The organism is Planomonospora sp. ID91781, from assembly GCF_015711595.1.
In the GTDB taxonomy this organism is placed as follows: Bacteria; Actinomycetota; Actinomycetes; order Streptosporangiales; family Streptosporangiaceae; genus Planomonospora; species Planomonospora parontospora.
On sequence record NZ_JABTEY010000003.1, the window covers coordinates 107,288 to 120,401 of the forward strand.

Sequence of the window (13,114 nt, forward strand, 5' to 3'; positions counted from 1 at the left end):
ATGAAGAACAGATGGGTCCAGATCGGCCTGTCGGTCGCGTCGCTGGGCCTGGCCGCCGCGCTGGTGGTCTTCCTGCCGCAGATCGTGCAGGCGCTGACGGGCAAGACCGTCTCCTGGACGGAGATCGGCGCCCGCTTCGCCGCGCTGAGCTGGCAGGCGGTGGCGCTGATGGCCGTCCTCTGGCTGGCCAGCCTGCTCGCCTACACGTTCGTGCTGACCGCCTCCCTGCCCGGCCTGACCCACCTGCAGGCCCTCACCCTGAACGCGGGCGGCAGCGCGGTGAGCAACCTGCTGCCCTTCGGCGGCGCCGCCGGGGTCGCGCTGACCTTCGCCATGACGAAGGGGTGGGGCTTCCCGGCCCGCGCCGTCGTCGTCTCCACGCTCTCCAGCGGCGTCTGGAACACGCTGTTCCGGTTCGTGCTGCCCGCCGTGGGCATCCTGGCGCTGCTGGCCAGCGGCAAGGCGCTCAGCCCCGCCGTCGTCCAGGCGGGCTGGGCCGGCGCCCTGTCCATCCTGGTGCTGGTCTGCGTCGCGGGGGCCGCGCTCTACTGGGACCGCGCCGCCGCCCTGCTCGGCCGCGCCCTCGACGCCCTCATGCGGCTGGCGCCCCCGGCGGTCCGCCCCGGCGAGCACGCCGCCTCGGCCGCCCTGGAGCGGCTGCGCGCCGACACCTCCGCGGTCGTGCGGACCCGCTGGCGCGGGCTGACGCTGGGCATGGTCTCCTTCCTCGGTCTCCAGTGGCTGGTCCTGGTCTGCTGCCTGCACGCGACGGGCGCCTATCCGGGCCTGGCCCAGTCGATCGCCGCCTTCGCGCTGTCCCGGGTCCTGACCACCGCCCTGGTCACCCCGAGCGGGACGGGGATCATGGAGGCCGGGACCATCGGCGCGCTGGTCTTCTTCGGGGTGCCCGCCGATTCGGCGACCGCCGCCGCACTGCTTTTCGGGTTCTGGACCTACACTGTCGAAATCCCCTTCGGAGGTCTGGCCCTGGGTGCGTGGGCGCTCCTGCGCCGACGCGAGGGCGCCCAGGCGGCGCCCGCCGAGGAGCCGGCCGGCCGTTAGGGGGTGCCCGCGGACCCCGCCCCGGCAGGACCCACCGGCACCCCGGGGTGCCAGCACCTGCCAGATGGGGAAAAACCTTGTGCGCGATTCGAAGGCACGCATAGCGTGACTGCTGACATGGTGGCGTTCCGGGTTCTCGGTCCGGTCGAGGCGTACCCCGGTGACAACGGGGGTGACGACGGGCTCGACCTCGGCGGGCTGCGGCAGCGTGCCGTGCTCGCCCGGCTCCTCGTCGCCCGGGGCCAGGTCGTCCCGGTCGACACCCTGCTGTACGACCTGTGGGACGACGACGCCGCCAAGGGCGCGCAGTCGGGCCTGCAGGTCTACATCTCCCGCCTGCGCCGGGTCCTGGAGCCCGGCCGGCCGCGCGGCGGCCCCAACCGGCTGCTGGTGACCGTGGCCTCCGGCTACGCGCTGCGGGTGGCCCCCGACCAGGTGGACGCGCTCCGCTTCGAGTCGCTGGTCCGCGCCGCCGGGGAGCAGCTGGAGGGCGACGATCCCGCCTCCGCCCGGGTCCGGCTGGAGAAGGCCCTGGGCATGTGGCGCGGCACCCCCTACTCCGAGTTCGCCGACCAGCCGTGGGCCGAGGCCGAGGTGAACCGCCTGACCGAGCTGCGGCTGGTCGCCCGCGAGCGGCACGCCGACAGCGGCCTGCGCCTGGGCATGCCGTCGGAGGCGGTGCCCGACCTGGAGGCGCTGACCACCGAGCACCCCCTGCGCGAGGAGGGCTGGCGGCTGCTCGCCCTGGGCCTGTACCGGTGCGGGCGGCAGGGCGACGCGCTGTCCGCGCTGCGCAGGGCCCGCACGATCCTCGCCGACGAGCTGGGCATCGACCCCGGCCCGGCGCTGCGCAAGCTGGAGTCCGACATCCTGTCCCAGGACCCCGGCCTGGAGCTGCCCGTCCCGCAGGGCAGGCAGCGCCCGGTGGTCCCGGCCGACACCTGGCCGCCCCGGCCCGCCGCGCTGGCCCCGGTCGAGCCGCCGCCGCTGGAGCCCGAGCCGTTCGTGGGCCGCGACGCCGAGCTGGAGCGGCTGACCGCGGCCGCGGCCAGGACCGGCCGCTTCACCGTCGCGGTGATCAGCGGGGACGCGGGCGCGGGCAAGAGCACGCTGGTCCGCCAGCTCACCATGCGGCTGTCGGCCGACGGCTGGGGCACCGCCTCCGGCGCCTGCCCGGACAGCAGCGCCACCCCGCCCGGCTGGGCCTGGGTGGAGATCCTGCGCACCCTGGTGGGCATGGCAGGTCCCGGCGAGTACGCCCCGCTGCTCGCCCCGCTGCTGGACGACGCGGCCCCCGATCCCGACGACGACCAGGCGTCCGGCGGCTTCCGGCTGCACCGGGCGGTGGGCGGCTACATCGCCGCGATCGCGCGCGACACCCCGATCCTGCTCACGCTGGAGGACCTGCACTGGGCCGACGACCAGACGCTGGCGCTGCTGCGCGCGCTGCCGAGCCTGCTGGCCGGGAGCCGGGTGCTGCTGGTGGTCACCTGCCGTGACAGCGAGCTGACCGACCGGCAGGCCGAGGTGCTGGCCGCGCTGGCCCGCCTCGGCCCGGTCCGGGTGGCCCTGTCCGGGCTGGACCCCAAGGCGGTGGCGGAGCTGGTCCGGGCGACCTGCGTGCGCGAGGTGGACGAGGAGGCCGTCGAGAGCATCGTGGAGCGGACCCGCGGCAACCCCTTCTTCGTCCGGGAGACCGTGCGCCTGCTCGACGCCGAGGCGGTCAGCGACCGCGCCACGGCCGCCGAGGTGATCTCCGGGGTGCCGTCCGGCGTCCGCGACGTGCTGCGGCGGCGCATCTCCCGGCTGCCCGCCGCCGCCCAGCAGATCCTGCTGCAGGCCGCGGTGATCGGCCGCGACGTCGACGTGGACGTGCTGGTGGACGTGGCCGGCGACGAGGACGCGGTGGTCGAGGCCGTGGAGGCCGCGCTGCTGGCGGGCCTGGTCACCGAGCCGGGTCCCGGCCGGCTCCGCTTCGACCACGACCTGATGCGCGACACGCTCTACTCCGACGCCTCGCGGCTGCGCCGTTCCCGGCTGCACGCCGCGGTGGCGGCGGTGATCGAGCGCAGGAGCCCCGGGGACGTGGCCGCGCTGGCGCACCACTACGACGCGGCCGGGACCACCGAGACCGCGGTCAAGGCGGTGCACTACGCCGGGCTCGCGGCCGAGCAGGCCGAGCGCCGCTTCGCCCACCGGGAGGCGGCCACCCTCTGGGAGCAGGCCGTCGCCGCCTTCGACCGCTCCGGCGTGACCCAGACCCCGGAGACCGCCCGCGAGCGGCTGCTGCTGACGCTGCGGCTGATCAGGGCGCTGGCCCTGTGCGGGGACATGGCGGCGGCCCGCCGCCACCGGCGCGAGGCGATGGAGGCGGCCCGCCCGCTGGGCGACCTGGAGCTCACCGCCCGGGTCGCCGCGTCGCTGGCCGTACCGCACAAGGGCATGGCCCGCGACTTCACCCGGACCGCGTGGGAGATCGTGGACGTCGCCGAACGGGCGCTGGTGGAGTTGCCCGCCGCCGAGCAGTCGCTGCGGGCGAGCCTGCTGGCCACGGTCGCGCTGGAGCTGGAGGGCTCGGCCACCTCCCGGGGTGAGCAGGCCTCGCTGGAGGCCGAGGAGCTGGCCCGCCGGACCGGCGACCCGGCGCTGCTGGCGACCGCGCTGAGCGGGCGCCTGCGCCAGTCGTACGGCATCGCGCCGGTCGGCGAGCGGGAGGTCATCGGGCGGGAGCTGCTCCAGGTCGGCGAGGCCAGCGGGCAGGTCGCGGTGCAGGCCCTGGCCCACCTGGTGCTGATGGAGTGCTCGGCCGCCTCGGGCGCGTTCGCCGAGGCCGACGCGCACGTCGCGGCGGCCGAGCGGCTGGCCCGGCGGTACGGCCTGCCCGCGCCTGTCGCCGTCGGCGCGTGGTACGCCGGTCAGCGCCTGATGATCGCCGGTGACTTCCCCGGCGCGGAACGGGCCTACCGCGACGCCGCGCGGCTGACCGCCCGGGCCGGGATGCTGGAGGGCCGCCAGGACCTGCCGCTGATCACCACCTTCTGCCTGCGGCTGGTCAACGGCCAGGCCGCGGAGATGGTGGAGCCGCTGGCCGAGGCGCACCAGCGCGGCGCCAAGTGGACGCTGGACGCCTACGCGGTGGCGCTGGCCTCGGCGGGGCACGAGCGCGACGCGCGCGCGGTCATCGCGGTGAAGACGCCGGTGCGGCCGGACTTCCTCTACGAGCTGGCACTGATCTGGCGGGCGCTGGCGGGCATGCTGCTCGACGACCGGGAGCGGATGGTCGAGGCCTACGACACGCTGAAGCCGTTCTCCGAGCGGATCGCGGGAGCGGGCACCGGCGTGGTCGCGCTCTGGCCGGTCGCGCTGACGCTCGGCGACCTCGCGCTCCGGCTGGGTTTCACCGACGCGGCGCGGTCCCACTACGCCAAGGCGCTGGAGGTGGCCGAGCGGGTCGGCGTGCCCCGCTGGGTCGAGGCGGCGCAGCGCTCCCTGAACGGCTGAGAAGGACCGGACCCGGCCGGGTCAGCAGCTGACCATGAACTTCTCGCTGCGCAGGGTGGCGCCGCCGTCGACCGAGAGCTTCACCCGGTACAGGCCGGGGTTGCCGACGATCCGGGGCTCCCACTCGGCGGTCCGGCTCGCGCCGGTGAAGCCCGAGCCGGAGGTGAGGTAGGTCCGCCAGGTCCTGGTCGCCGGGCTCCAGCGCTGCAGGCGCCAGCCGTACGAGACGGTCTCCCCGGGGTCGGGGTTGCCGACCAGGCTCCGCACCCGGTAGGTCCGCTCGCAGCGCCCGCCCCCGGGGACCTCGTCGACGGCCACCGTGCCGGGCTCCGGCGTCCGCTCCGCGGCGGACCTCCCCGCCTGCGCCGAGAGGGTCACCGTCCGCACCCGCTCCGGTCCGGCGGCCTCGGCCCGAGCCGAGCCGTCCAGCGACTCCGCCCCCGCGTAGAGCGCGGCGAAGACGAGCGTGGCCGACAGCAGTCTCAGGACGGTCGCGGTTCCGCTGGCGACCACCGGTACGACGCTGCTCCGCGGGCTCATGACAGGCACCTCTCCTTCGTTCCACCCCAGGTGTACGGCGGAGCAGTTGATCCTTGCTTGCGGACTGCTTGCAGTGGCCTTCAAGGTCTAAAGTGAGGTAAGCCTGACCTAAGACCTCAAAAGGTCAGGCACCACGATCATGGCGGTGACGTTCACAGATGCGACCCCTCTCGGCTGCCCTTCCCGATCCCACCTCCGCCTCCGTCTTCGGCCTGCCGCTCTGGCTCTGGGTCGTGCTGGGCGGGGCGGCCCTGTTCGGCGCGTTCCAGGCCTACTACTGGATCGGCCACGCGCTCGGGCCGCGGCTGTACGCCTCCCGGGTCGGGCGCAGGATCAGGCCCGAGCACGTGCGGGCGGCCGAGAACGCGGTGCGCCGCTGGGGCGCGCTCGCCGTCTACGGCTGCTTCTGGGTCCCGGTGCTGCGGCACACGCTGCCGTGGGTGGCGGGCGTGCTGCGCGTCTCCTACCCCTGGTACGTCGTGGCCAGCGCGCTCGGCTGCCTGACCTGGGTGCCGGTCACCTCCTTCGGCCTGTACTCGGTGATCTGGGGGTGGGCGGGGCTGGCCGGGGAGTCGCCCCTCGCGGCGGGCGCCGTGGCCGCCGCGGTGGTCGCCGCGGTCGTCCTGCTCGTCCGGTGGCGCCGCCGCAGGGCCGCCCGGCGCGCCGAGGAGGCGCGGCTCCCGCGGAGCCCCGAGGCGCTCTGCCACGATGACTCGCATGCCTAACGGGGGAATCCTCCTGACCGCCTGCGTCACCGTGTTCGGACTGACCGGACCGACCGGCCCGCCCGCCCTGGCCGGCCCACCCGGACCGACCGGGCCGACCGGGCCGCCCGCCCTGGCCGGACCGGCCGCCCCGGTGGGACGCATCATCCTGGCGGAAGCCGCGTCCCTGACCGGACCGGCGGCACCCGTCGTCCTGACCGGACCGCCCGGCCTCACCGGACCGGCCGTCCCGGCGGCCCCCGCCGTCTCCGCCCGCGCCGCCTACCTGGTCGACACGACCACCGGAACGGCCCACTTCGGCAAGGAGGCGACCCGGAGGATGCCGGTCGCCAGCCTGGCCAAGATCATGACGGCGTACGTCGTGCTGCGCGAGGCCCGGCTGACCGATCTCGTGACGGTCAAGGCCGGGGACGTGGCGTACGCCCGGCGGAACGACGCCACCGACGCCTCGCTGCGCGCCGGGGAGCGGCTGACCGTCAAGGACCTGCTGCACGGCGCGATGCTCCCCTCCGGGGCGGACGCCACCCACGCGCTGGCCCGCGTCTACGGCCCGGGCCAGAAGAGGTTCGTCGCCAAGATGAACGCCACGGCCCGCTCCCTGGGGCTGGCCGACACCGTCTACACCAACGCCGACGGGCTGCCCCGGCCGCGCGGCGGCCACTCCACCGCGGCCGACCAGGTGAGGCTGAGCGACCTCGCGCTCCGCCACCCGGTGCTGTCCGCCATCGCCTCCACCGAGAGGTACGTCGTGCGCAGGACCGCCGCACACCGCCGGCACGTCTGGACCAACACCAACGAACTGCTCGGCGCACCCGGCGTGCTGGGCGTCAAGACCGGCTACACCGGCGCCGCCGGCTACTGCCTGGCCTTCGCCGCCGACCGCGACGGCCACCGGCTGGTCGGCGTGCTGCTGGGCGAGACCCGCTCCAAGCGGCGTTTCCAGACCGCCGGGCGGCTGCTGGACTGGGCCGAGAGGCTGATCGAGGAGGCCCCGGTGCCGAACGGCCCGCCGCCGGGCGGCGGGGAGCCCGCGCCGCCCGCTCCGCCGGGAGGTCTGCCGGACCTGCCGGCCCTGGACTCCACCGTCCTGTGACGCCCTCCTCGCGGAACGAGGGGGACGCCGCCCCGATCCCCGCCCGATGAGGAGACCGGGCCGGGGCTCCCGGTTCACCGGTCCCGGCGCATCAGGCCGTGGCAGGCGATGGCGGCGGCGGCCACCACGTTGAGGGAGTCGACGCCCAGGCCCATCGCGGCCGGGCTCATCGGGATGCACACCGGCAGGTCGGCCTCGTGCAGCCACCGGGAGGAGAGCCCGTCGCCCTCCGACCCCAGCAGCAGCGCCACCCGCTCCGGCATCTCCACCCCGTCCAGGGGCGCGGCGGCCTGGTCGGGGGTGAGCGCCAGCGTCAGGAAGCCCGCCGCGCGCAACTCCGCCAGGCCGTCGTACCAGTCGGCCATCCGCGCGTACGGGATCGCGAAGACCGCGCCCATCGAGACCTTCACGGACCTGCGGTAGAGCGGGTCGGCGCAGCGGGGCGAGAGGATCACCGCCTCGACGCCCAGGGCCGCGGCGCACCGGAAGATGGCGCCGACGTTGCCGTGGTCCACGAGGTCCTCCAGGACCAGGACGCGGCCGGGAGCGCTCCGCTCCCCGGTCGTCCGGGCCCCGCCGTCGCGGCCCTCCCCCGCCGCGGCCTCCTCCGCTCGGACCGGCTCCGCCGCAGCTTGCGCGCGGCCCGGCTCCGCTGCGACCTGCGCGCGCACCGGATCCGCCTCCGCGGTCCGGCCGCCTCCGCGGGGCGGCCCGGCGAGGATCTCCGCCACGGAGGGCAGGACCCGCCGTTCCATCGAGGCGAGCGCGCCCCGGTGCACGGGAAACCCCGTGATCTCCTCCATCACGTCGTCGTCCACCACGTGGACCCGGTCGCCGAGGCCGGCGAGGACGTCGGCGAGGGAGTCGACCCAGCGGCGGGTCAGCAGCACCGAGCGCACCGGGTAGCCGGCGGCCACGGCCCTGCGGATGACCTTCTCCCCCTCGGCGATGAACAGGCCGTGCTCGGCCTCGAGACTCTTGCGGAGCTCGACGTCGCGCAGGTGGACGAAGTCGGTCAGGCGGGGATCCGGGGCGTCGTGCACCTTCGAATCCTGCCACGGCCCGCGGTCAGGCCTCCCGGGAGGGCTCGGCCGGGCTCCCGGGAGGTCCGAGCGGGCGACGCGGCCGGGCGTGGACGGCGGGCGTCCGGCCGGAGGCGAGCGGATCGTTCCGGCGTCTCGCGGTCGGAACCCGCTTCCCCGGAGCCGGAGATGGACGGTCACCGTAGGGTAACGTTCCGTGACGGGCGGAGGGACCGTCACCGGGAGAGGACGGGGGAGCCCGTGGCCGAGCAGGGGGCGGAGCGGACCGCGACAGGTCCGGTACGGCCGGCGCACGACGGCGGCTGGCTCCGCGACGCCCGCCGGGCGCGCACGCTCTCGCTGGTCACCCTCGCCTGGCTGGGCGCCGAGAGCGCGCTCGGCATCGCCGCGGGCCTGCGGGCCCACTCGGTCGCGCTGATCGGCTGGGGGGTCTGGTCCCTGGTGGAGGCGCTCGCCAGCCTCATCGTGGTCTGGCGGTTCACCGGGTCCCGGATGCACTCGGCGGACGCCGAGGACCGGGCGCGCAGGGCGGTGGCGGTCAGCTTCTGGCTGCTCGCCCCCTACCTCGTGGTGCACGTGGCGCACGACCTGGACGCGGGGCACCGGGCGGAGCCCAGCGCGCTCGGGATCGCGGTGACGGCGGTCAGCCTGGTGAGCATGCCGCTGCTGGGCGCGGCGAAACGACGGCTCGGCGCGCGGCTGCACTCGACGGCCACCGCGGGCGAGGGCACCCAGAACCTCATGTGCGGGCTGCTCGCCGCGGGCGTGCTGACCGGACTCGTGCTGAACGGCGCCGGCTGGTGGTGGGCGGACCCGCTGATGGCCGTGTGCCTGGCCGTGGTGGCCGTGCGAGAGGGACTGCGGACCTGGCGAGGGCACTCCTGCTGCCACTGAGGCCGCAGCACCGCCGCCACGGCGGCCGTTGAGGCCGCAGCACCGCCGCCTCCGCGACCGTTGAAGCCGCCGGACGGCACCACCGGTGGCCGCCCGGACGGCACCGCCGCCCTCACCGGTGGCCGCCGGGCCGGCGGCAGGTCGCGACGGTCCGTGCCCCCGGCCGGACGCCGCGCGATCGTCGCACACCATGAGTCCCCTTTTCGTCACGTGAAGTAATACCCACACCAAAAGGGGCGTTTTGCCGTAGTAAGTGTTCCCAGTACAGTTCCGTGAATATTGCGGTTTACCTCCCGATAAGGTGACCGCTGGCTTCAGGACATCGACACCGAAGAGGACATCGTGGGCGGACGCCACCGGACGGATGAACTCGACGACGGCTACACCTCCCCCCGCGAGGCGTCCCGGCGGCGGCGGGGCGGGCGGGGGAAGGTACTGGTCCCGCTCGCGGGATCGGTGGCCTTCGCCGTACTGCTCGGGGTCGCCGCCTTCGTGATCGTCAACCGTGACGGGGGATGCGCGGAGGACGCGACCGGTCTCCGGGTCACCGCCTCGCCCGACATCCATCTCGCGGTCTCCCAGATCGCGGAGCGCTTCAACAAGGCGGGCCAGGAGGACGGCGGCGGGTGCGCCTCCGTCAAGGTGACCAAGGCCGCCTCGGCCACCGTGGCCTCCGGGCTGGGCGGGAGCGGCGGCGAGGTCGGCGCGATGGACCTGTGGATCCCCGACTCCAGCCTCTGGGTCACCGGCGTCCGGGCGAAGAACCCGTCCGTCCCCGAGCCCGCCGTGTCCGTCGCCCAGTCCCCCGTCGTCATGGTGGCCTCCGGGTCGGTGGTACCGAACCTGAAGAAGAGCTTCGGCGACGCCAGCTGGACCGGAATGATCAACGCCACGAACGCGGCCAACGTGGACGGCCCCGGCCGCAAGGTCCGCGTGCTCGCGCTGGACCCCGCGCTCAACTCCGCCGGGCTCGGCGCGCTGCTGGCCGCCGCCGGGGTGGCCACGGCCTCGGGCGTCGGCGACGAGCAGCTGGTCGGCGCGATGAAGACGCTGTCCACCTCGACCGTCAAGGACCAGGGCGCGCTCCTGGCCAGCCTGGGCGTCAAGGGCCGCCGCGTCCCGCTGGGCGTCTCCTCCGAGCAGGGCGTCTGGGCCTTCAACAACACCAAGAAGCCCGAGGTCCCGGCCGTCCCCCTCTATCCGGCCGAGGGCACCTTCAACCTCGACTACCCGGCGGTGGTCACCGCCCAGGACGCCGGCGTCCGCAAGGCGGCCGAGGCGTTCGTCAAGGAGCTCGGCACCCCCGCCGCCCAGAAGACCCTCCAGGACCAGGGCTTCCGCACCCCGGACGGCAAGGGCGGCAAGGCCATCTCCGACGCGGACGGCTTCCAGGCCGAGGCTCCGCAGGCGCTGCCGACCCCCGACCCCAAGACCGTGGCGAGCATGTCCCAGTCGTGGTCGCGGATCAACCTCGGCACCAGGCTGGTCACCCTCCTGGACGTCTCCGGCACGATGGCGCTGCCGATCCCGGGCACCGGGCTCACCCGGATGCAGGCGATCAGCAGGATCGCCATCGAGGGCATGAAGCCGTTCCCCAACAGCAGCGAGATGGGGTTGTGGGAGTTCTCCACCCATCTCGACGGCAAGGGGGTGGACTACCGCGAGACGGTCTCGGTCGGCCCGCTGACCGAGACCGTGGACGGCGTGCTGCGCCGGAACCTGATCAACCAGAAGCTCGCCGGGGTCCAGGCCAGGGCCACCGGTGACACCGGGCTCAACGACACCCTCGCCGCCGCCTACCGGATGATGAAGGACGGCTACAAGAGCGACAAGATCAACACGATCCTCATCATGACGGACGGCGCCGGGAACGACGACCCCGACGGCGGGATGAGCAACCAGGAGCTCCTGAAGCTCCTGAAGGACGAGTTCGACCCGGAGAAGCCGGTCAGCATCCTCATCATCGCCTTCGGCCCCGACGCCCCCAAGGGCAAGCGGCAGATGGACGCCATCGCCAAGGCGACCAACGGCGACGCCTACATCGTCAAGGACATCCTGGAGATCCGGAAGGTCTTCCTGGAGGGCATGAAGCGCCGCCTCTGCTCCCCCCACTGCTGATCTTCCCGCTCTTCCGACGGCCGGCGCCCCACGGGTACCGGCCGTCACGTTCTTCCCCGCCATCCCAGTTCTCCCAGGTCATGCCGGGTCGGCATATCAGGACAACCCCTCCCGGACAGGCGGCGTCCCACTCGCGTGGGGTCTCGGGCGTGTCCCGTGAACGAGCCCGTCTGCGTCGGGGAGGAAATGTCCGTGCCCGGATGGCCGACCGTCGGCCGGACCGACGATCAACGACTCGCGGAGGCGCTCCGGCGCGCCGACGCCCAGGCGCCCGCGCGGCTGTTCGACGCCTACGCCGAACGGCTCGACGACTACGCCTTCTCGCTGCTGGGCGACGTCGACGCGGCGGCCGACGCCGTGCACGACGCCCTGGTCGTCGCGCACGGGTGCGCGGACCGGCTGCGGGACGCCGGACGGCTGCGCCCCTGGCTGTACGCGCTCGTCCGGGTCCGGTGCGCCGCCGACTCCCGCGGCGGACGGGGCACGGGGCCCTCGCCGGTCGTCGACGAGCCCGACGACCCCGGGGAGCGCGAGCTGGCCGCGCTGGTCCGGGAGACGCTGGCGGAGCTGGGCGGGCAGGAGCGGGAGGTGCTGGAGCTCTCCCTCCGGCACGGCCTGAGTTCCGGCGAGGCCGGCGCGGTGCTCGGCCTGACCTCCCGGCAGGCCGCGACCCGCCTCGGCCGGGCCCGCGACCATCTGGAGAACGCCGCCGCCGCGGTCGTGCTGGCCAGGATCGGCCGGGCGCACTGCCCGGACCTGTCGGCGATGGTCGACTCGTGGGAGGGGCCGCTCACCCCGGCGCTGCGCAGGAGGCTGTCGGCCCACATCGCCCGCTGCGAGGTCTGCGCCGGACTGCGCGACCGGCACGTCCCGGCCGGGCGGCTGCTGGACCTGCTCCCCGCCGCCCTCCCGCCGCTCTCCCTGCGCCGCCGGACGATCGCCACCTGCGTGGACCCCGGGCAGAGCGGGACCCGCGCCGCCCTCGTCGCCGCCGGGGACCGCTTCGACCGGACCGGCTTCCCGGTCGCCGGGGAACGGCGCGCCGTACCGAAGGCCGCGCGCCGCAGGAAGCGGACCGGGCGGGCGGCCCCGGTGATCGCGGCGGCCGTGTGCGTGCTGGCCGCGACGGCGGGCGTGATCGTGGTCACCGGACAGGACCTCGTACGGGGTTCTGCGGGCCGGGCGGAGTCCGCGCCCGACCCGGAACCGGCGATGATCGTCTCCCCGCCGGAGCCGGAGCCGGAGCCGGAGCCGGACGCCGCGCCGGAGCCGGAGGAGCCCGGACCCGGCCTGGAGGAACCCCCGGCGGAGGAGTCCGGGCCCGAACCGGCGGAGAGCGCCCGCAGCACCGCACCGGGTCCCGGCACCGGCCGCCCCGCCGCCTCCCGCCCCGCCGTACCCCGCCCGGCGGCGGACCGGCCGCGCACCACCCGTCCGCCCGCGCCCCGGCCGTCCGCCCGGCTGAGCGTCTCGTGCCCGTCGAGCATCGGCGCCGGGGCGGGGCGGATCCGGCTGACGGCGCGGGGCGCCGCGGTCGAGTGGTCGGCGACCACCTCGGGAGGGCTGGTCGTCCACCCCGCCGGCGGGCGGCTCCGGGCCGGCGCCTCGGCGATGATCTGGGTGACCGCCGCCGATCCCGGGGAGAGCGGGTCCGGGCGGGTCGCGTTCCGGTCGTCCGGGGGCGGCACCGCCTGCGCCGTCTCATGGGACGGTCCCGCCCCCGAGGACTCCGAGCCCGCACCCGATCCCACCGAGGCTCCCGAGCCGACCCCTACGCCCTCCGTGAGCCCGGAGCAGGAGGCTGCCTGATTTCCTGACCGGACGCTGAACGACTTCACGACATCCCTTAGCAATTGGGTAAACCATGGGCCTATGGCAAACGTCGCCATTGACGGCCCTGAGGGACGGTTGGTCACATGGGGTGGCGGTCAGCCACGCCCTACCAGTCCGGGAGTCGGGAGATGCGGATCATCCGCAGGGTGCTCCGAGGGGCGCTCGTGTTCGCATGTGCGACAGGAGCGGCCCTGGCACTCACCGGGACCGAAGTTTTCTTTCGTTCTGCCCTGGTTCTTCTGTTTCTTCTGTTAACTCCCGCCGTCGCTCTGATCGGAGTGTTGCGTGATCGTAACCCTCTCAGG

General features: G+C 74.8%; 9 protein-coding genes. 7 read left to right on the forward strand and 2 right to left on the reverse strand.

Annotated elements, in window-relative coordinates:
• Positions 1 to 1,062, forward strand: coding sequence for a lysylphosphatidylglycerol synthase transmembrane domain-containing protein (locus tag HS048_RS30845; RefSeq protein WP_068903407.1), 1,062 nt, complete (start codon positions 1 to 3; stop codon positions 1,060 to 1,062).
• Positions 1,063 to 1,167: 105 nt separating this feature from the next.
• Positions 1,168 to 4,563, forward strand: a complete 3,396-nt coding sequence (locus tag HS048_RS30850; RefSeq protein WP_307832710.1) for a BTAD domain-containing putative transcriptional regulator — start codon at positions 1,168 to 1,170, stop codon at positions 4,561 to 4,563.
• A gap of 21 nt (positions 4,564 to 4,584) precedes the next feature.
• Here HS048_RS30850 and HS048_RS30855 read toward each other — a convergent pair whose 3' ends face one another.
• Complete coding sequence (locus HS048_RS30855) at positions 4,585 to 5,103, reverse strand: hypothetical protein (RefSeq protein WP_068903398.1); 519 nt, start codon at positions 5,101 to 5,103, stop codon at positions 4,585 to 4,587.
• A 158-nt stretch (positions 5,104 to 5,261) separates the two neighbouring features.
• Between HS048_RS30855 and HS048_RS30860 the strand changes: the two genes are divergently transcribed.
• On the forward strand, positions 5,262 to 5,828 hold the full coding sequence (locus tag HS048_RS30860; protein WP_068903396.1) for a DedA family protein: 567 nt from the start codon (positions 5,262 to 5,264) through the stop codon (positions 5,826 to 5,828).
• On the forward strand, positions 5,821 to 6,921 hold the full coding sequence (locus tag HS048_RS30865) for a D-alanyl-D-alanine carboxypeptidase family protein (protein WP_230882382.1): 1,101 nt from the start codon (positions 5,821 to 5,823) through the stop codon (positions 6,919 to 6,921). The genes HS048_RS30860 and HS048_RS30865 overlap by 8 nt, the downstream gene beginning before the upstream one ends.
• Before the next feature lie 74 nt (positions 6,922 to 6,995).
• On the opposite strand, the gene HS048_RS30870 is transcribed toward HS048_RS30865, so the two are convergent.
• Positions 6,996 to 7,964, reverse strand: coding sequence for an RNA methyltransferase (locus HS048_RS30870; protein WP_196469612.1), 969 nt, complete (start codon positions 7,962 to 7,964; stop codon positions 6,996 to 6,998).
• Positions 7,965 to 8,204: 240 nt separating this feature from the next.
• Between HS048_RS30870 and HS048_RS30875 the strand changes: the two genes are divergently transcribed.
• From HS048_RS30875 to HS048_RS30885, 3 genes are all read left to right on the forward strand, one after another.
• Positions 8,205 to 8,858 carry a cation transporter gene (locus HS048_RS30875; protein WP_068903394.1) on the forward strand — a complete coding sequence of 218 codons (654 nt, stop codon included), beginning with the start codon at positions 8,205 to 8,207 and terminating at the stop codon, positions 8,856 to 8,858.
• Positions 8,859 to 9,200: 342 nt separating this feature from the next.
• A complete protein-coding gene (locus tag HS048_RS30880; RefSeq protein ID WP_084009016.1) occupies positions 9,201 to 10,976 on the forward strand; it encodes a substrate-binding and VWA domain-containing protein in 1,776 nt (591 codons plus the stop codon).
• A gap of 192 nt (positions 10,977 to 11,168) precedes the next feature.
• Positions 11,169 to 12,785, forward strand: a complete 1,617-nt coding sequence (locus HS048_RS30885; protein ID WP_196469613.1) for a sigma factor-like helix-turn-helix DNA-binding protein — start codon at positions 11,169 to 11,171, stop codon at positions 12,783 to 12,785.
• Positions 12,786 to 13,114 lie beyond the last annotated feature (329 nt).